Genomic DNA, 25,360 nt, shown 5'->3' on the forward strand with positions numbered 1-25,360 from the left:
CGAGCGCACCGGAAGGACGGGGGGGATGACTCCGACCACGCGGATCGACCTCCAGGTCACGGGAAAGGACTTGGCGGAGCGGTGCCTCGTCCTGCGCTGCTACGTGCCGCAGATCGCCGCCGAGGCCGCGGAGGAGATCCTTCGCCAGACCCCCGAGTACGCCGAGTCCCCCGACCCGCGCTATCAGGAGGTGGTCCGATGGTCCACCGAATGGACGATCGACCATTTCATGGCGCTCATGATCAACCCCGACCTGCCGTCGACCGACATCCTGCGGTTCTGGCGCGACCTCGGCTTCGGCGAGGCGTGTGAGGGCCGCGGTCTCGTCCCGCTCCAGACGAGTCTGCGGGTCGGCGCGGGGGTCGCGATCCGCAGGCTGACCGAGGAGGCCGACCTGCTCGGCATGGACACCTCGGCGCAGACCATGGCGCAGATCGCCGACGCCCTGTTCACCTACCACAACCGCCTCACGGCCAGCGCCGCCGAGGGACACGCGGAGGCCTCCGAGGACACGGCCAACCGGTTCCAGATCGGTCGCCGCCGGCTGGTCGACCTGCTGGTCTCCGAGGACCCGCCCACGGCGAAGATAGCCGAGCTGGCGCAGGCCATCCGCTGGCCGATCCCCAAGGCGGTGGGCGCGATCGCCCTGGACCGGCTGCCCGGTGAGCGCGGTCCGCTGCCGCCCGACGTGCTCGTCGGGTTCCACCTGCCGGAGCCCTGCCTGATCGTCCCCGATCCGGAGGGGCCGGGGCGGCGGGCCTCCCTGGAGGCGATGCTCCAAGGGGCGGTGGGCGCCATCGGGCCCGCGGTCGCCGTCCCGGAGGCCGCCAAGTCCCTGCGCTGGGCGCGACAGGCGCTGACGCTGGTGCGCGACCGCGTCCTGCCCGGCGAGGGGCCGGTGTTCGTGACCGACCACCTCGCCATGCTGATGCTCATGCAGGACCCCGACCTCGCCGCCCGCGCCGTCGAACGCCGGCTCGCTCCCCTCCTGCAGTCCCGCAGGTCGGGCCGGGTGGCGCTGGCCGAGACGCTCATCGCCTGCTTCGAGTGCCGTTTCAACGCCACCGAGGTCGCCCAGCGGCTCCACATGCATCCCCAGACGATCCGCTACCGGGTGCGCAAGCTCCAGGATCTCTTCGGTGAGCAGCTCAACGACCCCTCCCGACACCTCGAGCTGCACATGCTGCTCCATCTCTGGTTGGCCACCGCCCGCGAGAACGAGGCCGGAGCGATCTCCTGATCCGTAGACTGGTCCGTCGAGAGGGCCGGATCTGCGTCGGATGCGGTCCTGCCACCGGTTCGCGGGGATGGGCACGGGTGTCGTGACGCGCAGCAGTGTCGTGGACGAGGTCACGGACCAGATCGCGTTCCAGATCGCCTCCGGCCGTTGGGAGGCCGGCGAGCGGCTGCCGTCGATCCGGCGGCTGGCGGCGGAGTACGGGATCAATCCCTCGACCGTTCAGTTGGTGCTGGGACGGCTGCGGGCGGCGGGGTTCGTGGAGGCCCGGCAGGGGCTCGGCGTCGTGGTCCGCGACATTCAGGTCCACGGCGGGATCGAGACCTGGCAGTACCTGTTCCGCTTCTCGCGTCGGCTCCCGGACCTGACGGTGCGGATCCTGCAGGACGTCTTGGAGGCGCTGCGCGTGTTCTATGGGGACGCGCTGCGGAAGTTCGTCGCCGATCCGGACGCCTACGAGCTCAGGCCCGTGCTGGGGGCCCTGCAGCGTTTGGAGCTGGTGGCCGCCGCCGAGACGCCGATGGCCGAGGACATGCACCGGGCCGTGCTGCAACTGCTGCGCAGCGGCCTGGCGATGACCGGCGGCGGCATCACGCTCGGGGTGCTCAACTCGCTCGGCGGGATGCTGAGCGAGGTCCCGGAGGTGCTGGACGCCCTCTACGCCGATCCGGCCGAGGTCGTGGGGCTGGTGCGGCACGCCATGACCGCCTGGGAGAAGCAGGATCTGGAGTCCTGGCGGCGGACGGTGGCGGACCTGGAGGAGTGGCACGCCGAGGTGGTCCGGCGGTTCCGCGCCGGGTTGGAGAGCAGTCCCGCCGACTCCTGAGGCGTCCGGTGTACTCAGTCGGCCGATGAAGGACGCACCCGGAGACTCACCTGATTCCATAGCGGTGCTCAACTGTGTGACACAGACTGTGGCACGGTTGGTCCCCCGCCGGTGTACCGGCCCCCACCCGGCGGGGGAGCCACCGTACGCGCCCGTGTCGACGGTGTGGGACCCGCCGGTCGGCGGTCAACCCTCCAGGTCCTCGCGGGTCGGGATGGGCCCGCCGCCCTCGGGGATCCAGCGCCCCGAGTCCCGCCACCGGACCGCCTCGTGGAAGCCGTGGGCGGCGGCGAACTCCTGGAACCAGCGGCCCTCGGGCGAGTGCCGGGTGATGCCGTCGAACAGCGTCGCCAGGAGCTGGGTGCCCTGCAGGCCCATGTTGTCGTACGCCTGGTTGATCATCAGCTTCTGCATGGCGAGCTGGTTGACCGGCACTCCCGCGACGCGGTCGGCCAGCGCCTCCACCCGGGTGTCCAGCTCGGCGGGCGGGGCCGACTCCAGCACCAGCCCCCAGTCGGCGGCGGTGCGACCGTCGATGGTGTCGCCGGTCAGCAGCATGCGCTTGGCCCGTTCGGCGCCCAGCCGGTAGACCCACACGGCGGTGGTCGGGCAGCCCCAGACGCGGGCGGGCATGTAGCCGATGCGCGCGTCCTCGGCCATCACCACCAGGTCGCACGACAGCGCGATGTCGCTGCCCCCGGCCAGCGCGAAGCCGTGCACCTTGGCGATGGTCGGCTTGAGCGAACGCCACAGCGTGAAGTAGTCGTCGGTGAACTGCTTCATCACCGCGTAGTCCTTGATCGGGTCCCACACGGGATCGCCGCCGCCCGAGCCCTGGGTCCCCTGCCCCTCCTCGGCCGAGATCTTCAGGTCGTAGCCCGAGCAGAACGCCCGTCCGGCGCCCTGCAGCACGATCACGTGCACGTCCGTGTCGGTGTTGGCGCGCTTGACCGCCGCGGCCAGGTCGCCCGGCATGTGGAAGTCGATCGCGTTGAGCCGGTCGGGCCGGTTCAGCGTCAGATACGCCTTGCGGTCGCGGACCTCGTACAGGACGGTGGACGGCCGGTCGTTCATCGGGTCTCCTCCGGATCGGGGACGGCGGGCGGGGCGGTCAGCACGTCTCCTGGGCGGCGGCCCTGGCGAGGAAGAGCGCCTGTTCCCGTTCGTTCCGGGTCAGCGCCGCCGCCCTCCGGAACTCCTCCCGGGCCTCGTCGTGACGGCCCAGCCTGGCCAGCAGGTCACCCCGAACGGCGGGAAACTGGGGATAGTCCCGCAGGGCCCGTTCGTCCAGCAGCGCGTCGACGATCTCCAGCCCTCGCGCCGGCCCGTACGCCAGACCCACCGCGACCGCCCGGTTCAGCTCCACGACGGGGGACGGGGCGACGTGGGCGAGCACCCGGTAGAGGGCGGCGATCCGTTCCCAGTCGGTGTCCTCGGCCACCACGGCACGGGCGTGACAGGCGGCGATGGCGGCCTGCAACCCGTACGGGCCGAGGGTCCCGAGGGCCTCGGCGCGTGCCAGCGCCTCCAGACCGCGCCGGATCAGCAGGCGATCCCACAGGGAGCGGTCCTGGTCGAGGAGCAGCACCGGTTCGCCGCCGGGACCGGTCCGGGCGCCGATCCGCGACGCCTGGATCTCCATCAGCGCCACCAGACCCTGCACCTCGGGCTCGTCCGGCATGAGACCGGCCAGGACGCGGCCCAGCCGCAGCGCCTCCTCGCACAGGGACGGGCGCATCCAGTCGTCGCCGCCGGTGGCCGAGTAGCCCTCGTTGAAGATCAGGTAGACGACCTCCAGCACGGAGGCCAGCCGGGCGGGCAGCTCCGCCGGCGGCGGCAGCTCGATGGGCACCCGGTGCTCGGTCAGGGTGCGCTTGGCCCGGGAGATCCGTTGACCGACCGTCGGCTCGGGCACCAGGAAGGCCCGGGCGATCTCCCGCGTGGTGAGGCCGCCGAGCAGCCGCAGCGTCAACGCCAGCCGTCCCTCGGCGGGCAGCACCGGATGGCAGGCCACGAACAGCAGCCGCAGCACGTCGTCGCCGATGGGATCGTCGAGCGCCTCGTTCACCTCGTCCTCGGCGGACCGCACGCGATCCTCGGCGTCCCGCCCCGCCTCCGCGAGCTTCTGGGCGTACCGGGTGTTGCGGCGCACCAGGTCGATGGCGCGGTGCTTGGCGGTGAGCATCAGCCAGCCGCCCGGATTGTCGGGAACGCCCGTCCGGGGCCATTGCTCCAGGGCGAGCAGGACGGCGTCCTGGGCCAGCTCCTCGGCGACGCCGACGTCGTGGACCATCCGCGCCAGCGCCCCGACGATCCGGGCGGACTCCATCCGCCAGACCGCCTCGACCACCCGACCCGGATCGCCCTCCGCCATGGGGCCTGATCCAACCACGCCGAACCCCCGGCCGGAACCTGCCGGCCGGGGGGTTCGAAGGCGATCGGGTCAGGCGGGAGGGCCGAAGTCCTCGGGGCCGAAGACGCGCAGCACGTCCGCCTCCCCCTCCCAGCCGGCCCAGTGGTCCCGGTGCAGCCGCAGGAAGCGGGACACCCACTCGACCGCCTCCTCCTTGGAACGCACCTGGTAGATGACGTAGCTGACGAGCTCCTTCGCCTCCGTGAACGGGCCGTCGGTGACGCCGATGCGCCCCTCGGCCAGCGCGACGCGGGCTCCCTCGGAGCTGGGGGCCAGACCGCCGTTGTCGAGCATCGCCCCGGCCTTGGCGGCCTCCTCTCCGAGTTTGGCGATGGCCTCCATGAGGTCGGCGGGCGGCGGGGTGGCGGGCTGCTTGGTGGCCTTGAGGGTGATCAGGTAGCGCATGGGTCTTTCTCCTTTGACGTGATGCGTTCCGGGGGCGGGGCGGATGATCTTAGGCGTTCCGGTAGAGGCGCAGGGAGAGCACCGCCAGCCAGGCCCAGGCGGCCAGCACTCCGGCGGTGAAGGCGAGGTTGGCCCAGACCGCCCCGGCACCGACCATCACGGCGGCGAACGACACCGCGAACACGACCCCGGTGACCCGCGAGTAGACGGCCGTCCCGGTCCCGGCGTACCGGCGGGCGACCACGAAGCAGGCGGCGATCAGGCAGGAGAACCCGACGGCACCCGCCGTCATGTGGAGGATCCCGGCCGCGCTCACCGCCCCCTGACCGTCCGGCGTCCCCACCGGGAAGCCGAGCGCCGGGTCGGCGCGGAAGACGGCGGCGGCCGGCAGGCTCGCCCCGTACACCCCGACCAGCCGCGGCCCCCACGTCGCGCCGGGGCCGCTCGACAGCGCCCGCCGCATCCCGACCGCGGCGGCCAGCGTGGCCAGCCCGGCGACGAGGAGGTTCACGACGTGGATCCAGCCAAGGTCCCCGTTGGCCAGCAGACTCCACTGGTGCCGGGTGAAGTCGAAGCCCTCCCGGGTCAGCCCCTGCGCCAGCGTGACCGCGACGTACAGCGGGCCGGCGAGGACGCCGTAGCCCAGCAGCGAACGGGTGACGGCGGTCGTCCGGTCACAGGAGGCGGAAAGGGTCGTGGTGGCGGTCATGGCTCGCTCCTCGGCGCCGGCGGCCGGTGCTGTCCCGGCCTCGTACCTACGCTTCGAACGGGCCCCGCCGGTTTCGACACGTCTCCCGGATTTCTTTCAAGAGTTTTCCGGGACTCGCGCGCACCCCGTCCGACCTGGCCGAACACCAGGTCGGGGGCTCACCGGTCGGCGATGACCACGCCCGGCTGCCACCAGGTGAAGGCGTGGGTGTACCAGACGGCGGTGCCGTCGCGGGCGGGACGACGGCCGTAGGTGAGGGCGATGAGGCCGCGGTCGACCTTGTCGGCGGGCGACGGGTCATCGGGCTCGGCGGGGTCGCCGGCGGTGTGGACCTCGCCGAGCAGCAGCCGGTCGGAGGGCCGGAGCTCCAGTCGGAGGCCGATGGGAACGCCCCCGCGCGCCGCCGCCCGGGTCGCGAGCTGCTGGACCAACGGCGTCAGATGCTGGATGAGATCACCGGCGGCCGGACCCAGACCCCACCTGTCCAGCGTGTTGCGGACCGTCCGACGGGCCTGCGCTGCGGCGGCCCGCCCGCTCGGCAGCTCCCAGCGCCCGATGCGCACGGCCGTTCCCTCTGCGGTGTCCGCGCGGCCGTGCGTGAACACGCTCGTCATAACGCTCTCCGATCACCACCAGGCCCGGCCCGGATGCTCCGCTCGGTCGGCGGCACCGGACCGGACGCAGTTCATCTCAGTGACGAACTCCTGCCCAGCGTTCAGGTGCTCATGCGGCCAACCCCGTCCGGGCCTGCACCACGGGGTACAGACCGGCGTGGACGGTGAAGTTGCGCTCCAACCCGGTGACGCGGAGCAGCTTCGCGACCTGTGGGCGGGGCGCGGCCAGGCTCAGCGTAACGCCGAGGCGCTGGGCGCGGCGCTGGGTGCCGAGCAGCACCGCCAGTCCGGCGGTGTCGCAGAACGCCACCTCGCTCAAGTCGACGACCATGATCCGGGCGCTGTGACGCAGCGTCCCGATCAGGTGCTCGCGCAGCGCCGGCGCGGCGGCGATGTCGAGGTTGCCGTGCAGGGCGACGACCGTACGGCCGGGCCGCCGGGGAGCGGGCATGCTCACCTCGGCGGGCCCGCGACCGGGCGTGCTGAGGGCGGTGGTGACGGTGGACGGGGCGGCCGCTAGGGCCAGGCCGACGGTCATGTGGTTCTCCGATCGTGGAGGTGCGGTGGAAAGGTCAGGGTGTTGCCGGGGACTCTCGCCATTGCCCGCCCTCGGATTCCCAGGTCCTGCGGCGCTCCTCGGTCTCGGCCCGGTCCGCCGGGCCGGTCGCGGTGCCGAGTGTCGCCAGCAGATGGGGCGTGTGCAGGTGGTTGGCGGTGTGGGCGGCGAGTTCCATCGCCGCCCACGCCTCGGCGGGCCCGCTGTCGACGGGAACGGTGAGCAGGTCGAGGCGGTGGCCGTCGGCGCAGATCGCGGTGAGGAGCCCGGCGGGCAGGCTGTCGAACCAGCTCAGGCGCACCACCCGGGCGTCGGCGGGGCCGTCCACCCGCAGTCGGCGCGGCCGGCCGTCCCAGTCGGCCACCCGGAGCAGGACGTGGACGATGGGGCCGTGGTCGTCGGCGCAGGCGTGCGTCTGCAGGGCCAGGATCAGCCCGGGCAGCTCCCCGACCGGGTCGGTGGAACGGGGCCACCAACCGCCGTCCAGGAGCGCTCGGCCCAGGCCGGACGGGCGGGGCGGATGCAGGCGCAGCCGCGGGATCGAAGGCGGTGACAGGCTGATGGTCGTTGCGCGCTCCGCGGTGTTCCACATGAGCATCGCTTCTCTCCGGCCGCCGGTGGGCGGCCTGATGGAGCCGGGTGGGGACCCGGTGAGAGTGGCGGGAGGGAGTCCCGTCAGTGCCGCAGGTCGCCGAGGAGGCGGCGGAGCCCGGTGATCCAGGCGGTGCCCGTGACCAGGGTCACGAGGACGCTCCCGGCCACCAGGGTGAACAGCGCCATGACCAGGGCCAGGAGCGGGGTGGCCTGCGTCAGGAAGACGATGAACACGGTCACCGTCGTCAACGCGATGGCGAGGGGCCAGACCCGGTCGCTCGGGGAGGCGTGGCCGGAGGGCTCTGTGGGCCGAGGGGTTCGCGTGGGCCAGTGGGCGGGACGGTGGCCGCGGTGCGTGATCGGCATGACATCCCCCTTTGCGGGGTGAGCCGGGTGGCGGATCCTCAGATCGGGGATGTCGTCGTGGCCGGATGCCTTGAGTCTACCTCAGGAACTTCCGATATATCGCAATGGGTTTTCGGGTCCGCGTCGTACGGAAAAGGCGCACGGACGACGCCGATGACGTCGTCCGTGCGCGATCGAGGATGCGGAGGAGCCTCAGCGAGCGAAGCCGGCGGTGCCCGCGGCCGGGGCTCCGGCGGTGACCACCTGTCGGCCCAGGAGGAAGTCCAGGGAGACGACGTCGGTCGGGGCGCGCCCCGCGGAGCTTCCGTAGGTGTCGACGTAGGGGGTGTTCGGCGAGCCGACGGCCCAGGTGTCCTTGGTGCCGTGGAAGACGGCGGCGTAGTAGCCGTCGCCGTGGGCGCGGACCCGCGCGGAGAAGCGGCCCCGGCTGTCGGTGGTGTCCCAGCCGAGGTGGTACCAGGTCTTCTTGCCCTTGAAGCGGAAGATGATCCTGACCCGCTGACCCTTGAACGCAGTCGGCTTGCGCTGCTTCGTGTTGTAGTAGCGGTTGAGGACGCCGGATGCGGTGACGAAGCCGTACCGGCGCACGCGCGTGGGAGAGACCTTCATCGCGGGCATGCGGGTGCCCCAGCGCCAGGTCTTGCGGACCGGGCTCGTGGACGGCTTGTGCGAGGCGTCACCGAGGTAACGGACGCGCCAGTGGCCCGACTGGCCGATCGTCATGCGGGTGGAGAACTCGCCGGCGTAGTTGAGCGGCAGCTTGCGGACCTCGCGCCAGCCGGTCTTGCCGTAGAGCGAGTATTCGAGCGTGACGTTCCTGCGCGTCAGCGGGCGGTCCCCGCCCCAGGCGGTGCCGCTGAAGCTGAAGTCGCCGTAGGGGGTCAGCTTCGCGGTGACGTTCCTGAAGTGCACCCACGTGGGAACGGTCACCGAGGCGGTGGCGGAGATCTCGTTGTAGAAGACGCCCTCGCCCGCCCAGGTCGCGGTGAAACCGTGATGCACCTTCACGGTCACCCGGGTGGTGAAGCGCCCGTTCGCGTCGGTGGTGAGGCGTCGGTCGGCCGGACCACGGCCGTGATCGTCACGGATCCGGAGGTTGATCGGCCGTCCGGGGAGCGGTCGCCACTGGCCGCCTTGAAAGCCCTCCAGCCGTCCTCCCACGGTGACGGTGCCGCCGGCGGCGACGGTGTGGGGCGTCGAGGTGAGCGACAGCCGGGAGCTCGCCTTGGTGATCTTGATGGCGGTGGCGGACGTGAAGGTGCAGCCCAGGTCCGCGATGGCCGGAGTGTGGTCGCAGTTCATCTCCGCCGCGATGCTCGGCCCGGGGGTGAGCGTGGCGGTGAAGCGGCCCTCGGTGTCGGTGGTCACCGGAATCCGTGGGGACCCGGAGAAACCGCTCTCGGTGAGGATGTGGAAGGTGCGCCCCGGCAGTGGGGCGACCTCTCCGGTGGGCCAGGTTCCGGTGACCGAGCCGTCCGCGACGATCACGGGGTGGTCGACGTCCACCGCCGTCCGGTCCAGCCTCATCTGGATCTTCGGCCGGATGAGCCAGAAGAACCGGTACGACCCCCAGGTGTCGACCGCGATCTTGCGGTCGTCGGTGTCGTACGCCTCGACGTCGACGACGTAGTCGTCCAGCGCCGAGGGCCGGACCCCGGTGGCCGTGGCGGTCTGCCGGCCGCCCTGGTGCTCGCCCAGGGTGAACTCGGTGACCTCGACCGGCGGCGTGGTGGTGGTGCGCGTCGGTCGCAACGACGCCCGCACCGACTTGACGGGAACGTCACCCTCGAAGGTGATCGTCAAGGTGTCCAGCTTCTCGAAGGCGTTGGTGGCGCTCTTCACGTAGGTCGAGGTGTTCGCGTGGGCGGGAGCGACCAGCGCTCCGGTCGTCACCACCGCGCACAGCAGGCTCAGGAGAAGTCGACGCATGTACGGCCTCTTGATCATCCGGGAAGGGAGGATGATCATACTGGTCGCCGCACGAGACATGCACCATGAATATGGCCTGCATGGTGTATGTGGTATGCGTTGCGGATGGACAGTGTTACACCCCGTAGGGAGATGTACGCCGCGACCACCCGGCGCGCGTTGATGGAGACGGCACTCCGGATGTTCGTCGACAGCGGGTACCTGGCGGTGGCGGCCGAGGATCTGGTGCGGGCCGCGGGGCTGAGCAGGGGCGCGCTCTACCACCACTTCGGCGGCAAACAGGGCCTGTTCCAAGCCGTGTTCGAGGAGCAGGAGGAACTGGCCGTCCTTCGCATCCGGAACGCCATGGCCGCCCGGACCGACCCGTGGCGACAGGCGTTGACGGGCATGGAGACGTTCCTCGACGTGTGCGCGGAGCGGGACTACCGGGAGATCGTCCTGCTCCAGGGCCCGATCGCGCTCGGCTGGCGGCGCTGGCGCGAACTCGACCAGCGCCACCTCGGCGGGCTGCTCACCGCCGGGACGAAGGCGCTCGTGGACGCGGGGCTCATCCAGGAGCACCCGGCCGAGATGATCGCCGCCGCGATCTACGGCGGGCTCACCGAGCTCTCGCTGATCATGGCGGAGGCCGACGACCCCGCGACCGCCCGCCGAGACGCCGGCCGGTTGGCCCGCAACCTGCTCACCGGCCTGGCCCCGAACCCGCATCCCGACGACGAACGTCCGTGACACCCACCGCCGAGGCGGCCTCGCGGGCGGCGCGCAGGCCCGACTCGACCGCGCCGTCCATGTAGCCGGGCCAGCGCGTCGCGGTCTCCGCGCCCGCCCAGTGCAGCGGTCCGACCGGTGCGCGGAGCGCGCGCCCGAAGCGGGTCAGGGCCAGCGGGCCGGTGAACGCCCCGTAGCACCCACGGGTGTACTCCTCGGCCGCCCAGTCGCGTTCGATGAACGCGACGGGAGCCGCCGCCGCCTCGCCGAAGTAGCCGGTGAGGTCCGCCAGCACCTGCCGGCGGCGGTCGGCCGGGTCGAGCCGGGACGCGACGTCGGCGTGCCGGCCCTCCAGGAAGGCGAGGAGGACCCCCGGCGCGCCTTCCGGGGGCGTGTTGTCGAAGACGGTGCCCGCCGCGCGCCGGTCGCTGTTGGCCTGTCCGCTGAACCCCTGTTCCCGCCAGAACGGCCGGTCGTACACGACGTTGATCTTGATCACCCGCCCCATCGGCATCCGCTGAACGAGCTGGTCGCGGTCGCCGGGCAGGCCCGGGGCGTACCCGATGCGTGCCGCGAGCGGAGGCGGCACGGCGATGATCGCGCGCCGGGCGCGGACCCGGACGCCGCCGGCGGCGAGCACGACACCGTCCGCGCCCCACTCCACGGACGTGACCGGGGCGGACGGCCGCACCCGGTCGCCGAGGTCGGCCGCGAGCGCGAGCGCGATCCGTTGCGAGCCCCCGACGACCCGGTCCTGCTGCGCGCCGCCCTCGGTGTCGATCAGCGCGTCCAGCCCGCCGGCCCGGCCGATGTAGAACAGCGCCCACAGCGCGGAGAGGTCCTCGGGCTCGGCGGCGAACACCGCCTCCGTGACCAGCCGCATGAAGGCCCGCCCGCTCCGCGTTCGGAACCGCCGGTCGACCCAGGCCCCGAACGTCTGCCCGTCGAGCCGCGCGGCCCGTTCGGCCAGCCACGGGTCGGCCGGGATCTTGGACGCGGCGCGGTCCAGCCGCCATTGCCCTTGGCCCAGGTCGGCCAGCGCGACGGGGCTCAGTCGGGGGATGCGGCCGGTGTAGAGGCTCCGGCCGCCGGCGAACTCGGCGATGTGCCGGCCCTCCACGTGGGTCGGGAAGGTCGTCAGGCCCAACTCCTCGATCAGCGCGAGCACGCGGTCCTGGCCGGGGCCCACCCACTGGCCGCCCACCTCGATCGGCGAGCCGCCCGGCAGTTCGTCGTTGAGCAGGCGGCCTCCGACCCGGTCGCGCGCCTCCAGGACGACCACCTCGTGGCCGAGCCGAACGAGCTCTCTCGCCGCCACGAGGCCGGCCAGACCGGCGCCGACGATCGCGACGTCCACCGTGGTCGTCGTCATGAGGCCGACAAAACGCATCTCACATACATGTTGTATGTCATATCCACACTGTATGGGCTGCGTCAAGGCCGTACGGGTCAGTCGAGCGCGAGCCGGAGGGTCCGCGCGACGCGGCGCACGACGTCGCCGTCCTTCGCGGCCCGCGCCTGCATAACATGCCTGGGCATGAAGCCCATCGTGGAACGTGTCGGCCTCTGGACGAACGTGCTCGACTCGCTGCCGCTGAGCGGGGCGCAGGAGATCGTGGCCGAGCTCGACGAGCAGGGATGGGGCTCGCTGTGGTTCGGCGAGGCCTATGGACGCGAGGCCCTGACCGCCGCCTACGCCTACCTGTCGGCGAGCCGGCGCATGGCCGTCGGTACCGGCATCGCCAACATCTACGCCCGGGACGCCTTCGCCACGGCCGCCGCCGCCCGTACGTTGCACGCCGCCCATCCGGGACGGTTCGTCCTCGGGCTGGGGGTCTCGCACGTTCCGCTCGTCGAGCGGATGCGCGGCCACGAGTACGGCAGGCCCGTCGCGGCGATGAGCGCCTACCTCGACGGTCTCGACGCGGCGGCGGCGATCGTCCCGGGAGAGGCGGAGTCGCCCCCGAGGGTGCTGGCCGCGCTCGGGCCCCGCATGATCGAGCTCAGCCGCGACCGCGCGCAGGGCGCACACCCCTACCTCGTCGTCCCCGAGCACACGGCGAAGACCCGCGAGATCCTGGGAGAGGGCCCGCTGCTCGTGGTCGAGCAGGCGGTCGTGGTCGACCCTCGCGCGGAGAACGACGTGGACCTGTGGCGCACGTACGCGCACGGGCATCTGGAGATCTACACCGGTCTGCCCAACTACCGGTCCTCCTGGCTGCGGCAGGGGTTCGACGAGTCCGACTTCGTGCGGGGCGGCAGCGAGAGGCTCAAGGAGGCCATGGTCGCCCGTGGCCTGGACGCGACGGTCCGGCGGATCCGCGAGCACCTCGACGCCGGCGCGTCGACCGTGCTCCTTCAGGTGCTCGGCGAGGACTTCACCACCGTTCCCCGCGCCGACTGGGCCCGCCTCGCGCAGGCCGTCCTGTGAACGTGACGCGCCTGGGCCGACGTTTTACGTGGAACGTCGGGCGACGCGCTGCGGGAGACGGCCCACTGGGCTCGGCGTCCGTTACCTGAGGGGACCGTGCCGATGCCGCTCACCCCGCCCGTGTGGGCGGGGCGTTCCGGTGGGCGGGGTCAGGAGCGCTTGGGCTCGAAGTGGAGGCCGGTGACGCCGCACTCGAACGGGCGGGCGGTGACGAGCTCCAGGCGCCGGTACTCACCCGTGGGGAACACGGGCATCCCGGCTCCGATCGCGGTGGGGTTGAGGAACAGGTGGAGCTCGTCCAGCAGCCCCCTGGTGATCAGGTCGCGCACCAGCGTGCCGCCGCCCGCCACCATGATGTCGCCGCCCGGCCGGGACTTGAGGTCGGTGATGGTCTCGGTCAGGTCGCCGCCCGCGACGACGGCGTTCTTCCAAGGGGACTCGGTGAGGGAGTCGGAGATCACGACCTTGGGGGTGTCGTTCATCTTGTCGATCGACTCCTGGTCCTCGCCCTCGGGCCCGGACTCCCAGGCGGGGATGAACCCCTCGGCGAGCCTGCGGCCCAGCACGATGCAGTCGACCGGCTCCCACAGCTTCCCGACATAGGTGTTCAGGTCGTCGGTCCACGGCATCGCCAGCCAGTCCATCTCACCCTCGGGGCCGGCCATGTAACCGTCGGCGGTGATCTGGAGCTGAAGCTTGAGCTTGCGCATGAGAGGTGTCCTTCCGAACGTTCGGGCGGGTGGCGGACCGTCCGGCCCGCCGTTCTTCATGCCCTCAGCTTGGCGGAACACGTTGACGAGATGTTTACGGCATCCCTCCGGCGCGAGCGATGCGACGGCTCCGGGGGCGGGCGGTCAGCGGAAAGCCGCCGCGTGGTCGCTCACCCACTCGCGGAACGTCCGGGCGGGCGCGCCGGTGATCTCCTCGATGGTGGCGGTCACCGGGCCCGGCTCGGTCACGGCACGGGCCTGCTCGTGCAGGACGCCCTCGACGAACGGGGCGGGCAGCCGCGCCAGCATCTGCTCCCGGGCGACCTCCGGGGGGATCTCCGCCCAGGTCAGCGGACGGCCGATGACCTCGCCGATGATCCGCACCTGGTCGGCCCTGGTCAGCAGCTCGGGCCCGGTGAGGGCGTGCCGCCGCCCGGCGTGCCCGTCCTCGGTCAGGGCGCGCACCCCGACGGCCGCGATGTCCCGCTCGTGCAGCAGGGTCATGGACGCCCGCCCGTACGCCCCGCGAACGACGTCGCCGGCGCGGATCTGCGGCACCCATTGCAGGGTGTTGGCCGCGAAACTGTAGGCGCGCAGGAACGTCCATTCCATTCCGGACCGCAGGATCGCCTGTTCCACCTCGGCGTGCAGCCTGCCGATGGGCTCGACCTGACGTTCCAGCTCGTCGCGGATCGCCCCGGCGGACAGCAGGACGATGCGTCGGGCGTGCTTTCCGACCTCCTCCATGACGGCGGGCGCGGGCTGCGACGTCGGGAAGGGCCAGACCAGGAAAACGGCCTCGACACCCTTCACGGCGGTGGTGATCGACTCCGGATCGCCGAGGTCACCCCGCACGACCTCGACGTTCGCCGGGAGCCGCGCGGAGTCGGGGTCGCGGCTCAGCGCCCTGACCTCGGCGCCGTTCTGCAGGAGCAGGGACATGACCTGCCCGCCCACCGTGCCCGTCGCACCGGTGACGAGAATCATGATTTCTCCTTTTTGGCATGGTGTTCACAGGCTCGCGCCCGCCGGCGCTCCGTGTGAATGCGCTGTTACGGCCACGATAGGCCCGAAACGTCACCGATGCCACTCGACCGAAAGCTCTAAAAATGCCCTGTTCGTCACTCGGCAGTGGCTCGACTTCCGATCGACTCCGTTATGCCGAATTCTCCTGCGAAAACATCGAACGATCGCGGACCAGACCATCAACTCATCTCATGACACAAGTCACAAAACTCTGTCGACCCCGTCGCCACAGGCTCGCCGCACACCCTTCCGGCCACGATCACCCTCACGACGCCGCTCCCTCCCGTGCATGGCAGCCACCACGAGAGTTCTGACCCTCCGGCGGCCGAAAAATCATCGGCGCGGGTCATCGTCCACGCCGTTCGGGTCGATCGTTCCACCGGCGTGCGGGTGATCGGGCGTTGCGGGGCGCATGAACGGCGGCGGGCCGGGACCGGCGGGGTGACCCGCCGGGCCCGGCCCGGATCTGCGGAACGCTCGGTCGGTCAGGGAGAGGGGGCCTGGAGCGCGGTGGCCTTGGCGTTGCGCTGCCAGGCCGACCACAAGGTGGTGTCGGAGCAGTAACCGCAGGAGGGCCCGAAGAACGCGGCGCCGGCCTTCGGGTCGGCCAGCAGCCAGTGCCTCAGCCACGCGGTCGTCGGGCCGAGGAAGGGGCCGCCTGCCGGCGGGCCGAAGTGGCCCGCGCCCCGGACCTCGGCGTAGATCGCCGGGACATGGGCGGCGTCGTTGTACAGACGCTTGACCATGGCCGGGGACACGATCCAGTCCTTCTGCCCGGCCAGGAAGAGCGCCGGCTCGTCCATCCGGTCGGAGTCGGTGAGCGGTCCGGGCTGGATGGGGAGGACGGCGTCCACGCGCGCGTCGGCGGCGGCGTTGAGCGCCCCGGCACCGCCCTGGGAGTGCCCGGCCGACGCGATGTTCTCCAGGTCGACCCTGCCCTGGTAGGGGCTGCCGGCCTCGGTGTTGCGCCGGGTGAGCAGGTCGATGCCCGCCCGCATCTTCGTTCCGTTGTTGGCCTGCGCGGTGTTCGCGGCGGCGACGATGAAGCCATGGCTCGCCCAGTGCCGCAGCAGCTTGTCGTAGGCGCTGGGGGAGGCCCCGGTGCCGTTCCCCCAGATGACCACGGGGTGCTTCTCCCCGTTCGCGCCGAGGGCCGCCGGGCGGTAGAGGGTGTGCTCCGGCGCGGTGTCGACCTGCACGGTGTACGGCCCGGGAGCACTCCAGGCGGTGCCGACCGAGGGGATGCCGGTGGCCGAGGTGGACGCGGTGGTGAGGCCGGCGGTCACGGATGTGGACGCGACCGTACCGGTGAGGGCCAGGCCCGCCACCGCCGTGGTGGCACCGGCGAGGAGCAGGGTGAGTCGTCGGGATGGCATGGGGATTCTCCCTTATCGGGGTGGACGTGCATGGGGAGACCACAAGGGCCCGCTGCGCGGGGTGCGGCTAGAAGAGCGCCACCGGCGGCACGGGGCCGATCTCGTCCCAGAAGGCGCAGTTGCTCTGCTCGGACGTGTCCGTGGTGTGGACGCCGTCTTCGCCGATCCCGAGGGACAGCACGTCGCCGGTCGATCGGTGAGCCGGCCAGCGGGGCGCGTTCCGGGCCGAGGGCCTGCCCCGGTGGGCGAACGAGGTCCAGTAGCCGACCATGGTGTCGGAGAGCCGCTGCTGCTCGGCGTTCAGCGTCCCGAGCAGGCCCGGGAACAGGTACGACAGCTCCGTCGCGTGCTCGGCGCCCTCCTCGAAACCGGGGACGTCGACCAGCGGCGGCGCGGTCCGGTCCGCGAACTGGTAGGCGTACACGGGCACGCCCGCCCGCCTGAACAGCCCGAACGCCTTCACATGCTCACAGGTGGAGATCACGTTGCCGTGGTCGGTGGCGAGCGTGGACAGCGCGATCCTCGGCTCCGGGTACCTGCTCACCGGATAGCGCGCCAGCACCCTGTCGGCCTTGTCGCCGTACGTGGAACGGACGAGCCCCTCGTACCGCGCCGTGGTGATCGGCCGCTGGTGGATCAGCGAGACGTACAGCCGCATCTCGTCCAGCGTGCTGCCGTGGACCACCGGCACCCGGTTGAACCGGCCGCGCTCGATCGCCTCGGCGGGCTGCAGCGGCAGCACGCCGTCGCCGCCCGCGACGGGGCCGGCCCGCAGGCCCTTCGTCTTGGCCACGTCCAGCAGTGTCTTGACCGGCACGGCTCGCAGGCACTCGGCGACGGTGTTCTCGTCGTCGCAGCCCACGGCCTCGGTGAACGCACGCGCCGCCGCTTCAGCCGTGGCGGGGGTGTTGGTCGGGGCGGCGCAACCGTAGCTCTGCGCGATCGCCTTGTGGAACAGCCCGGCGGCCGTCGGCGAGGCGATGTTGGCGCAGATGCCGTTCGCGCCGGCGGACTCGCCGAACAGGGTCACGTTGCGCGCGTCCCCGCCGAAGGCCCCGATGTTGTGCCGCACCCACCGCAGCGCCGCCTGCTGGTCGAGCAGCCCATAGTTGCCCGCCTGAAGCCCACGGGTCTCCAACCCCGGATGCCCGAGCCAGCCGAGCGCCCCGAGCCGGTAGTTGATGCTGACGACCACCACGTCGCCGTTCACCGCGAGCTTGGACGTGTTGTAGGTGCTGCCGCTGCCCGCCGTGTTGCTGCCGCCGTGCACCCACACCATGACGGGAAGCTTCCGGCGCCCCGGTCGGTCGGGTGTCGCGACGTTCAGGTAGAGGCAGTCCTCTTCGAACGACGTCAGCGGGCTGCCCACACCCGGCAACTGCGCGCATGCGCTGCGCGGGAACGTCGCGTCACGGACCCCCGACCAGGATCGGGCCGGCTGCGGCGGCCTCCACCTCAGGTCGCCGACGGGCGCCGCGGCGAACGGGATGCCCTGAAAGAGCCGGTGCCCCGGGCGGGCCTCACCCTGGACGACCCCCTGGTCCGTCCGTACGAGCGTGGGCCCGGCGACCGGGTCCGGATCGGCGCCGGCGGGGCCCATGACGGCGAAGGAGGCCACCGCGGTCGTGAGCGAAAGGGCGACCGCGAAGGGTCCTTTGCGCATGTCCGTCATCCGATCTCGAAAAGTCATGATCGTGTCGGCCGAGGGGTCGACCATGGTCATCCCCGCCGACAGTGACGATGATGGAGGTCACACCGACGCCGGAGCGATGGGCCGCCGCCCTAAATCGCCCTGAACCCGTCGTGCCGTCGCACAACCCGGCCACGGCGCAGGGGTCCGGCGGGTCGTCGGGCGGGGCTATATGCCATGGGAATATGGCACATATTCTGGAGTAACGTCGGGGTCCATCTCAGGACGTTCACCGATGGATGAGGACGGTATGACGGCCTACCGCATCGAGGAGCTGGCCCGGCGGGCCGGGGTCAGTGCGCGCAACATCCGTGCCTTTCAGGAGCGGGGCCTGCTTCCGCCGCCGCGGCTGGAGGGGCGGACCGGCTTCTATGACGACTCGCATCTGGCGCGGATCCGGGTGGTCCTGCAGTTGCAGGAGCGCGGCTACAGCATCGCGGCGATCGCGGATCTGGTGGAGGCCTGGCAGAACGGGCGCGATCTGGAGGATCTGCTCGGCCTGGAGAAGGTGCTGACCGATCCGTGGTCGCAGGAGACGCCCCAGGAGCTGAGCCTGGCGGAGCTGGCGGAGTTGTTCTTTCCGGGCCGCGGTCGCGACGAATGGGCGGCGATGCCCGCCGAGGAGGTCGAGGGGCTGTTGGCGCGGGCGCAGGCGCTGGGCTTCATCGAGCGGTCGGGTGATCGGTTCCGAGTGCCGAGCCCGCAGTTGTTGAACGTGGGCGCCGAGTTGGCGGCGGCGGGGGTCCCCTTGGCGGACGTCTTCACGATGGCCGATCGGCTCAGTGACGACTGCGACACGATCGCCCGCCGGTTCGTGCTGTTCACCGTCGATCACGCGGGTCTGGGCGACGCGGCCCGCAACGCCGCGCGCGACGACCTGCCCCAGCTCACCACGTTCATCGGGCGGCTGCGCCCGTTGGCGCAGGCCGCCGTCCACGCGCTGCTGGCCCGTGCCATGCAGGTCCAGATCCAGGAGAAGTTCAGCGACCAGGTCGAGGGCATCGCCCGCCACGCCGGCGGCGCGGACCCCGCCCGCCCGGCTCCGCACGGCGCGGAACCGGCCGCCCGGTGACCCGTCATGTGCCAGCAGAGGATGGACCATATAGACATGTGCCATGAATTCATGGCATGGTTCGGGGTGCCACCGGATCCGTTCCGACCCCCTGGAGGGACCCCATGTCCGACCTCAGCGCGCTCGGCGACGTCAAGGCGTTGATCGCCGCCAGTGACGCCGCCGCACTTCAGGAGCTGATGGCGCAGTTGACCGCCGCCGAGATCCGCGAGGTGCTGGCCGGCCTGGATCCCGCCGACTTCCCCGCCCTCCTGGAGAAGGTCGACCCCGCGGTGCTGCGGACGCTGGTCGAAGGGGTCGGCACGCCCGGTGAGCTGAAGCAGTTCCTGGACATGGCCGGCGACAGCGATCCCCTGATCCACCAGTTCATCGCCAAGGCGGGGGTGGACGTCCTGCTGGACCGCGTGTTCGCGCTGATGGGCACGCGCTTCCTGCCCGACCGGGTCGGCGGCGAGAACGGCGTCGTCGAGTGGCACATCAAGACCCCCGGGGAGATCAAGGTCTACCACGTGGACATCGCCGACGGCCGGGCCGAGGGACACTCCGGCCCCGCCCCGGGCCGGGCCCGCACCACGCTGACCATGTCGGCCCCGGACCTGCTGCGGCTGTGCGCGGGCACGCTCAACGGCCTGCCGGCGTTCATGAACGGCAAGATCAAACTGGCCGGGGACATGATCTTCGGGGCCAAGCTGCCCGGCGCCTTCGACGTCAGCGGCTGAGCGCCCGCGTCCGAAGAGCCCGGCCCCGCCCAGGGTGCGGCGGGGCCCCGGGGAAGCCCGCCGCATCCCGAGCGAGGAGACATGAGCGACCACCTCAAGGACCTGCTCGGCCAGGTCAGCACCCCGAGGGACCTGCGCAGACTGCTGGAGATCCCCGGGATGGACGAGACGATCGTCGACCAGTTCGTCGTCGCCGTCGGCCCCGACGTCATGCTGGGCCAGGTGTTCGACCTGATGGCCACCCGCTTCAAACCCCGAGGCCGCCGCCGCTGCGGCATCGTCCAGTGGGACATCACCACCTCCACCGGCCGCCACCGCCACCAACTCGTCCTCACCCCCATCGACGCGCACGCCCACTCGGGATCGGTCGGCAGACCCGACGTCACGCTCACCATGAGCGCCCACACCCTCCTCCACCTGTGCTCCGGCCGCCTGAACCCGGTCGCCGCCTACCGCGCCCGCATTCTCAGGATCCGCGGCAACCTCCTGTTCGGCGTCCGCATGGGCCGATGGTTCGACTACTGACCCGAACGGGCGACCGGTGCGCCGCGTCGCATGAGCGGTCTCACCTGCGGAGGTGTCGTAGAGCGATGTGCATAGGATCGCCGGCATGGCACTGCGACTCGTTCAGGTGAACTTCAAGGCTCGGGATGACGCGGCGCTCGGCCGGTTCTGGGCGGAGGCGCTCGGCTGGGGCGTTTCCAGCGAGGGACCCGGTGTCACCAACGTCGAACCCGTGGGTTTCGTCTGGCCGGACCCCGTCGCCGTCTGCGTCGACGTCGTCACCGTCCCGGACCCCGAGACGGTGAGGTACCGCGCGCACATCGAACTCGCCACCACCTCTGCGGCCCATCACGCGGAGTCGGTCGCGCGCCTGAAGGGGCTCGGTGCGACGCTCGCCGATGTGGGCCAGGGCGACGTGCCGTGGACGGTCATGGCCGACCCGGAGGGCAACGTGTTCTGCGTGCTGGAGCCTCGGGAGATCTACCGGGACACCGGGCCGATCGCCGCGGTGGTGGTCGACTGCGCCGATCCGCGGGCCATGGTCCGGTTCTGGGGCGAGGCGATCGACTGGACCGTCCACGAGGTGACCGACGATCACGCGGTGCTGCGCTCCGCCGAGGGCGTCGGTCCGTACCTGGAGTTCCGCCGCACGCCGGAGGCGGAGATCGTGGGGAACCGCGTCCATCTCGACCTGCTGCCGTACGCCGGGGACGATCAAGCGGCGGAGGCGGCCCGGCTGCGGGCCCTCGGCGCCACCGACGTCGACCTCGGCCAGGGCGACGTGCCGTGGATCGTCCTCGCCGACCCGGAGGGCAACGAGTTCTGCGTCCTCGGCCGGCCCGCCGCGGAGGCTTAAAGGGCCGCCCGACGCGTTCATGCGGCACGCCACCGGAGGACGGCCCCGCATCCTCATCGACTGCGGTGATGGGCGCGGTGGTCGCGGGGGCTGAGGCCGTAGGCGGTTTTGAAGGTGTGGCTGAAGTGGGCGGAGTCGCGGAAGCCGGCGTGGAAGGCGATCTCGGTGATCGAGGCCCCCGTTCGGGTGGTGTCCTCCAGTTGCCGGCGGCAGCGCTCCAGCCGTTCGCGGCGGATGAAACCCGACACCGTCATGCCCTGATCGGCGAAGAGCTTCTGCAGGAGGCGCACCGACACGTGGCAGGCCGTCGCCACCGCCGGCGGGGACAGGTCGGGGTCGGAGAGATGGCGGCGGATGTGGGCCTTGGCGGTCAGGACCACGGACCGCCGGGCCGCGTCGTCCCGGCCCGCCGAGGTGTGCAGGAGGTCGGACAGGAACACCGACAGCAGATCGAGCGCGTTGGCGGCCGCGTACTCGGCGGTGGCGGCGGAACGTCGCCCGTCGTGATCGCTCATACCGATCAACAGCGACATCAGCAGCGGCCCGAGGCCGTTCGTGGTCGGCAGCGCGCGACCCGCCAGTGCGGAGACCACCTGATCGTGGCTCAGGCCCAGGGCGTGGCGGGGCAGGGACAGCATCAGCCTGTCGTGACCACCGTGCACGGTCTCGTTGAACGGGTGGGAGGGTTCCATCACGGCGATCTCACCCGGGTGCAGGATCTCCTCCCGGCCGGCCCGCTCGATGGACGAGGTGCCCTCGAGCTGCACCATGAGGCCGTACAGGTCCGGGTCCTCGCGCCTGATCGCAGAAGGCGTCCGCGCGCACTCGATCGGGTTCGCGCCACCCGTGTCCACCAGGTGCGCGACCTCGATCACTCCCCACTGCGTGAAACGCCAGCGTACGGAGAAGTCGCCGGGTCGCGGGACGTTGATCAGGGTGCCGACCGGCTTGTCCCACATCCGTTCCCGGAACTCCTCGAAACCGTCCGCGCCCGCGAACTCACCCGTGCCGGGCAGCGATGGCAACATCACGCGCGCCCCCTCGCCGTGCTCGCTGCGGCAATGCCCTTCCTCCAGTATGACCGGCCACTCGACCCGATTGGGGGCCTGACCTGCCCTTTGTCCTTTCTCGGCTATGCCACGACGCAAGGCGGGCAGAGGTGACGAAGGGTAGTCGACCGCCTACGAACGGGGCTGTGATGGCGAAGCCGGACGAGTCCGCGTCGCGCAAGGGCCGGGAGCGGCGCACCGCCGACCTCCAGGGTGAGAGGGCCAAGAGGTACGAGGGTGAGCTGACCGATCGCAGGCATCGGGAGGAGCTGCGCCGCACCCATGCCCACGGGCTGCCGCCCGCCGACTCCCTTCAGGAGAAGGAGTCGGCGTCCACCTTCCAGCGCGGCGAGCTCCCGCACTTCTCCGGGATCAACACCTTTCTCAAGGCGCCGTTCCTGGAGGACGTCCACCAGGTCGGCGAGCACGAGGTCGCGATCGTGGGCGCGCCGCTGGACACCGGCACCACCTACCGGCCGGGGCCGCGGTTCGGGCCCGAGGCGATGCGCCGGATCTCCTCGCTGTACTCGCCGTACTACTACGAGATGGGCATCGACCTGCGCGAGCAGCTCGACATGGTGGACGTCGGCGACATCTTCATCACCCCCGGCAATCTGGAGAAGTCCTTCGACCAGATCACCAAGGCGGTGCAGCACCTGGTCGAGGCCGGCGTCTTCCCGGTGATCCTCGGCGGCGACCACTCCATCGGCTTCCCGACCTCGCGCGGGGTGATGAACGCCTTCGGCCGGAAGATGGGCGTCATCCATTTCGACCGGCACCTGGACACCCAGAGACTCGACCTCGACGAGAGGATGCACACCACCCCCTGGTACTGGGCCGCGCACGAGTACCACTTCGACATGGGCAACCTCGTGCAGATCGGCATCGGCGGCTGGCAGGTGCCCCGGCCGGGGGTCGACGAGGCGCTCAAGGGCGGCTCCCTGGTCATGACCACCGAGGACGTCGAGCGGATGGGGGTCGACAAGGCCGCCGAACTCGCCCTGGAGGTGGCCTGGAGCAACGGCGTGGAGGGCGTCTTCCTGTCGTTCGACATCGACGCCGTCGATCCCGGCTTCGCCCCCGGCACCGGCTGGCCGGAGCCCGGCGGCCTGTACCCGCGCGAGGCGCTCAAGCTGGTGCGCGCGTTCGCCGCCGAAGGGCTCCTGGGCATGGAGGTGGTCGAGGTCTCCCCGCCCTACGACAGCTCCGACGTCACCAGCCTGCTCGGCGTCCGCCTCATCTGCGAGGTGCTGGCCACCTCCGTCCGGGAGGGCAGACTCGGACGCGACCGGTCCGGCGCGCCGCAGACCGAGCGCGCTCGCCAGATCGACGAACGCCCGGGCACCGGCTCCTCCGCCTAGACGTTCGGAATCATCCTGATCGTGAGCGCCACCGGCGGCCGTTTCGGCTTCGCCTTGGACATGTCGTGGTCTCCTTCGCGTCGGTGGACGGGCACCGGAGGCGACGGCCGGTCCCCTCACGGTCAGAGCTCCTGTGACCCGGCTGTGACCAGGGCGGGGGCATCCTGATCACACGATGAGAGTGCTGGTGGCCGAGGATCACGTCGAGCTCGCGGCGTCCGTGGCGAGGGTCCTGCGCCGTGAGGGAATGGCCGTCGACGTGGTCCACGACGGCGAGGCCGCCATCGAGCGGACCTCGCTGCTGGACTACGACGTCGTCGTCCTCGACCGCGACCTGCCCGCCGTCCACGGCGACGACGTGTGCCGCTCGCTGATGAGCCGGACGCGCCGTACCCGCGTCCTGATGCTGACCGCGTCCGGCACGATCGCCGACCGCGTGGCGGGCCTGAGTCTGGGCGCCGACGACTATCTGCCGAAGCCGTTCGCGTACGCCGAGCTCGTGGCCCGGATCCGCGCGCTCGGCCGCCGGGCGCAGCCGGCGCTGCCGCCGGTCCTCGTCCACGGTGACCTGCGGCTGGATCCGGCGCAGCGGGTCGCGACCCGGGCGGGGATGCGCCTGGCGCTGAGCCCGAAGGAGTTCGCGGTCCTGGAGTGCCTGCTCGGCGCCGACGGCCGTGTCGTGTCCGCCGAGGAGCTCTTGGAACGGGTGTGGGACGAGGCGGCCGACCCGTTCACGACCACCGTCAAGGCCACGATGAACCGGCTGCGGTCCAAGCTCGGCCCGCCACCGTTGATCGAGACCGTCCAGCAGGGCGGTTACCGGATAGGTGAGACCCATGCGCCTTCATGACCTGCTCCGCCCGGACGTGTCCGCCGCGCTCTCCTTCCGGACCGTGCGCATGCGTCTCACGGCCTTGTACGGCGCCCTTTTCACCATCTCCGGTGCGGTCCTTCTCACGATCACCTACTGGCTCGTGCGCCGCACCAGGCCGGGTGTGATCATCGTGTACGACGACAGCGGGCCGGAGATCCGCGACCATCTGAACCGGCTCCGGGAGGCCCAGATGCGCGAGCTGCTGATGCAGTGGGGCATCGCTCTCGCGATCATGGTGGTGATCTCGATCGTGCTGGGCTGGCTGGTCGCCGGACGCGTCCTGCGGCCGCTGCGCACGATGACGGACACGATCCGGCAGATCTCCGCCCGCAACGTGCACGAACGACTCGCCGTCACCGGGCCCCGCGACGAGATGAAGGACCTCGCCGACACGGTCGACGGCCTGCTCGGCCGTCTGGAGACCGCCCTCGACGCGCACAAGCGCTTCGTCGCCAACGCCGCACACGAACTCCGCACGCCGCTCACCCTGGAGCGCGCGCTCCTCGAGGAGACGCTCACCGATCGTGAGGCCACGCTGGAGTCCTACCGGGCGACCTCGCAGCGCCTGCTCGCACTCAGCAAGGATCAGGGGCGACTGCTGGAGGCCCTGCTCACGCTCGCCGGCAGCGAGCGTGGTCTCGACCGCCTGGAGCCCTTCGACCTGTCCGATCTCGCCCATCAGGCCCTCGCATCGACACGCCTCGAGGCGGACGCACGGGACCTACGCGTGATCACCCAGATCGCGTCCGCCCCGTCCGCGGGCGACCCCGCGCTGGCCGCACGCCTGGTCGCCAATCTCGTCGACAACGCCGTGCACCACAACACGACCGGCGGCCACGTGGAGGTCGCGACCGAGACCAGGGCCGGGCGAGCGTTCGTCTCGGTGGTCAACAGCGGACCGGTCATCCCCCCGCAGCAGGTCGGCCGGCTCTTCGAGCCCTTCCAGCGGCTCGGCGGACGGACGGCGCGCAACGATGGCCGCCACGGCCTCGGCCTATCGATCGTCCATGCCATCGCGACGGCGCACGGCGCCGACGTCACCGCCCACGCCCGCCCGGGCGGCGGCCTCTCCGTGGAGATCGGCTTCCCCGCGCACAGCCGCGCCCAGGTGCCGGCACGCGCACATGCCTGACAACCCGCCGCCGCGCGACCGACGTACGACCCGTCCCTGAGCGGGCCGATGTCCGGACCGGGTTCGCCGCGCCCGGGGGTCGTCACATCGGTGCGGCTTGACCGCTTCAGTCGCACAGGGAAGTCTGGCCCCAACGCAAGAGCCCGGCGGGTTGTCGCCGCCGGGCTCGTTGCGTCACTGTGGGAGGGAGGACTTCCGTCGCT

Annotated in this window: 26 protein-coding genes; 11 read left to right on the top strand and 15 right to left on the bottom strand. The window is 71.4% G+C overall.

What is annotated here, in order from left to right:
- Positions 1-25: 25 nt before the first annotated feature.
- A complete protein-coding gene (locus DFJ69_RS13710) occupies positions 26-1,240 on the top strand; it encodes a PucR family transcriptional regulator (protein ID WP_116022839.1) in 1,215 nt (404 codons plus the stop codon).
- Between the two features lie 82 nt (positions 1,241-1,322).
- Positions 1,323-2,063, top strand: a complete 741-nt coding sequence (locus DFJ69_RS13715; protein ID WP_245974348.1) for a GntR family transcriptional regulator — start codon at positions 1,323-1,325, stop codon at positions 2,061-2,063.
- A gap of 186 nt (positions 2,064-2,249) precedes the next feature.
- Here the strand turns inward: DFJ69_RS13715 and DFJ69_RS13720 are convergent, their stop codons facing one another.
- From DFJ69_RS13720 to DFJ69_RS13760, 9 genes are all read right to left on the bottom strand, one after another.
- A complete protein-coding gene (locus tag DFJ69_RS13720; protein ID WP_116022840.1) occupies positions 2,250-3,137 on the bottom strand; it encodes a crotonase/enoyl-CoA hydratase family protein in 888 nt (295 codons plus the stop codon).
- Between the two features lie 37 nt (positions 3,138-3,174).
- The gene (locus tag DFJ69_RS13725) at positions 3,175-4,437 is read right to left on the bottom strand and encodes an RNA polymerase sigma factor (RefSeq protein ID WP_211328616.1); all 1,263 of its coding nucleotides are present in this window, start codon (positions 4,435-4,437) and stop codon (positions 3,175-3,177) included.
- A gap of 69 nt (positions 4,438-4,506) precedes the next feature.
- Positions 4,507-4,881, bottom strand: a complete 375-nt coding sequence (locus tag DFJ69_RS36155; RefSeq protein ID WP_116022841.1) for a YciI family protein — start codon at positions 4,879-4,881, stop codon at positions 4,507-4,509.
- 49 nt (positions 4,882-4,930) lie between these two features.
- Positions 4,931-5,590: a DUF998 domain-containing protein gene (locus tag DFJ69_RS13735; RefSeq protein ID WP_116022842.1), complete on the bottom strand. Its 660-nt coding sequence runs from the start codon at positions 5,588-5,590 to the stop codon at positions 4,931-4,933.
- A 158-nt stretch (positions 5,591-5,748) separates the two neighbouring features.
- The gene (locus DFJ69_RS13740; RefSeq protein ID WP_116022843.1) at positions 5,749-6,204 is read right to left on the bottom strand and encodes a hypothetical protein; all 456 of its coding nucleotides are present in this window, start codon (positions 6,202-6,204) and stop codon (positions 5,749-5,751) included.
- A 109-nt stretch (positions 6,205-6,313) separates the two neighbouring features.
- Positions 6,314-6,742, bottom strand: a complete 429-nt coding sequence (locus DFJ69_RS13745; protein WP_245974350.1) for an STAS domain-containing protein — start codon at positions 6,740-6,742, stop codon at positions 6,314-6,316.
- Positions 6,743-6,776: 34 nt separating this feature from the next.
- Positions 6,777-7,352 carry a DUF5994 family protein gene (locus DFJ69_RS13750; protein WP_147312299.1) on the bottom strand — a complete coding sequence of 192 codons (576 nt, stop codon included), beginning with the start codon at positions 7,350-7,352 and terminating at the stop codon, positions 6,777-6,779.
- Positions 7,353-7,435: 83 nt separating this feature from the next.
- Entirely contained in the window at positions 7,436-7,720 is a 285-nt protein-coding gene (locus DFJ69_RS13755; RefSeq protein ID WP_116022845.1) for a hypothetical protein, read from the bottom strand.
- A gap of 192 nt (positions 7,721-7,912) precedes the next feature.
- Positions 7,913-9,649, bottom strand: coding sequence for a hypothetical protein (locus DFJ69_RS13760; RefSeq protein ID WP_147312300.1), 1,737 nt, complete (start codon positions 9,647-9,649; stop codon positions 7,913-7,915).
- Between the two features lie 132 nt (positions 9,650-9,781).
- Between DFJ69_RS13760 and DFJ69_RS13765 the strand changes: the two genes are divergently transcribed.
- Entirely contained in the window at positions 9,782-10,378 is a 597-nt protein-coding gene (locus DFJ69_RS13765; RefSeq protein ID WP_211328617.1) for a TetR/AcrR family transcriptional regulator, read from the top strand.
- On the opposite strand, the gene DFJ69_RS13770 is transcribed toward DFJ69_RS13765, so the two are convergent.
- Positions 10,332-11,729: a flavin monoamine oxidase family protein gene (locus tag DFJ69_RS13770; RefSeq protein WP_116022848.1), complete on the bottom strand. Its 1,398-nt coding sequence runs from the start codon at positions 11,727-11,729 to the stop codon at positions 10,332-10,334. The two genes, DFJ69_RS13765 and DFJ69_RS13770, sit on opposite strands and share 47 nt — an antisense overlap.
- 165 nt (positions 11,730-11,894) lie before the next feature.
- On the opposite strand from DFJ69_RS13770, the gene DFJ69_RS13775 reads away from it, so the two are divergent.
- Positions 11,895-12,788 carry a TIGR03620 family F420-dependent LLM class oxidoreductase gene (locus DFJ69_RS13775; RefSeq protein ID WP_116022849.1) on the top strand — a complete coding sequence of 298 codons (894 nt, stop codon included), beginning with the start codon at positions 11,895-11,897 and terminating at the stop codon, positions 12,786-12,788.
- A gap of 149 nt (positions 12,789-12,937) precedes the next feature.
- On the opposite strand, the gene DFJ69_RS13780 is transcribed toward DFJ69_RS13775, so the two are convergent.
- From DFJ69_RS13780 to DFJ69_RS13795, 4 genes are all read right to left on the bottom strand, one after another.
- Positions 12,938-13,498 (bottom strand): dihydrofolate reductase family protein, encoded by a 561-nt coding sequence (locus tag DFJ69_RS13780; RefSeq protein WP_116022850.1) that lies wholly within the window; start codon positions 13,496-13,498, stop codon positions 12,938-12,940.
- Between the two features lie 144 nt (positions 13,499-13,642).
- Positions 13,643-14,485: an SDR family oxidoreductase gene (locus tag DFJ69_RS13785; protein ID WP_116022851.1), complete on the bottom strand. Its 843-nt coding sequence runs from the start codon at positions 14,483-14,485 to the stop codon at positions 13,643-13,645.
- 524 nt (positions 14,486-15,009) lie between these two features.
- Positions 15,010-15,900, bottom strand: a complete 891-nt coding sequence (locus tag DFJ69_RS13790; protein ID WP_116022852.1) for a poly(ethylene terephthalate) hydrolase family protein — start codon at positions 15,898-15,900, stop codon at positions 15,010-15,012.
- 67 nt (positions 15,901-15,967) lie between these two features.
- Positions 15,968-17,563: a carboxylesterase/lipase family protein gene (locus tag DFJ69_RS13795; RefSeq protein WP_170177647.1), complete on the bottom strand. Its 1,596-nt coding sequence runs from the start codon at positions 17,561-17,563 to the stop codon at positions 15,968-15,970.
- Between the two features lie 262 nt (positions 17,564-17,825).
- On the opposite strand from DFJ69_RS13795, the gene DFJ69_RS13800 reads away from it, so the two are divergent.
- The 4 genes from DFJ69_RS13800 to DFJ69_RS13815 all read left to right on the top strand — a co-directional run bounded on the left by DFJ69_RS13800 (position 17,826) and on the right by DFJ69_RS13815 (position 20,741).
- A complete protein-coding gene (locus DFJ69_RS13800; RefSeq protein WP_245974352.1) occupies positions 17,826-18,662 on the top strand; it encodes a MerR family transcriptional regulator in 837 nt (278 codons plus the stop codon).
- Between the two features lie 104 nt (positions 18,663-18,766).
- Positions 18,767-19,381: an SCP2 sterol-binding domain-containing protein gene (locus tag DFJ69_RS13805; protein WP_245974354.1), complete on the top strand. Its 615-nt coding sequence runs from the start codon at positions 18,767-18,769 to the stop codon at positions 19,379-19,381.
- 81 nt (positions 19,382-19,462) lie between these two features.
- Positions 19,463-19,906 (top strand): SCP2 sterol-binding domain-containing protein, encoded by a 444-nt coding sequence (locus DFJ69_RS13810; RefSeq protein WP_116022855.1) that lies wholly within the window; start codon positions 19,463-19,465, stop codon positions 19,904-19,906.
- A gap of 85 nt (positions 19,907-19,991) precedes the next feature.
- On the top strand, positions 19,992-20,741 hold the full coding sequence (locus tag DFJ69_RS13815) for a VOC family protein (protein WP_116022856.1): 750 nt from the start codon (positions 19,992-19,994) through the stop codon (positions 20,739-20,741).
- A gap of 53 nt (positions 20,742-20,794) precedes the next feature.
- Here the strand turns inward: DFJ69_RS13815 and DFJ69_RS13820 are convergent, their stop codons facing one another.
- Positions 20,795-21,769, bottom strand: coding sequence for a helix-turn-helix domain-containing protein (locus DFJ69_RS13820; protein ID WP_245974742.1), 975 nt, complete (start codon positions 21,767-21,769; stop codon positions 20,795-20,797).
- A gap of 170 nt (positions 21,770-21,939) precedes the next feature.
- Between DFJ69_RS13820 and DFJ69_RS13825 the strand changes: the two genes are divergently transcribed.
- The 3 genes from DFJ69_RS13825 to DFJ69_RS13835 all read left to right on the top strand — a co-directional run bounded on the left by DFJ69_RS13825 (position 21,940) and on the right by DFJ69_RS13835 (position 25,157).
- Entirely contained in the window at positions 21,940-23,151 is a 1,212-nt protein-coding gene (locus tag DFJ69_RS13825) for an agmatinase family protein (protein ID WP_116022858.1), read from the top strand.
- 175 nt (positions 23,152-23,326) lie between these two features.
- Positions 23,327-24,001: a response regulator transcription factor gene (locus tag DFJ69_RS13830; RefSeq protein ID WP_116022859.1), complete on the top strand. Its 675-nt coding sequence runs from the start codon at positions 23,327-23,329 to the stop codon at positions 23,999-24,001.
- The gene (locus DFJ69_RS13835) at positions 23,988-25,157 is read left to right on the top strand and encodes a sensor histidine kinase (protein ID WP_116022860.1); all 1,170 of its coding nucleotides are present in this window, start codon (positions 23,988-23,990) and stop codon (positions 25,155-25,157) included. Before DFJ69_RS13830 ends, DFJ69_RS13835 begins: the two co-directional genes overlap by 14 nt.
- Positions 25,158-25,360 lie beyond the last annotated feature (203 nt).

Origin of the sequence: Thermomonospora umbrina, assembly GCF_003386555.1 — a bacterium.
Taxonomy (GTDB): domain Bacteria; phylum Actinomycetota; class Actinomycetes; order Streptosporangiales; family Streptosporangiaceae; genus Thermomonospora; species Thermomonospora umbrina.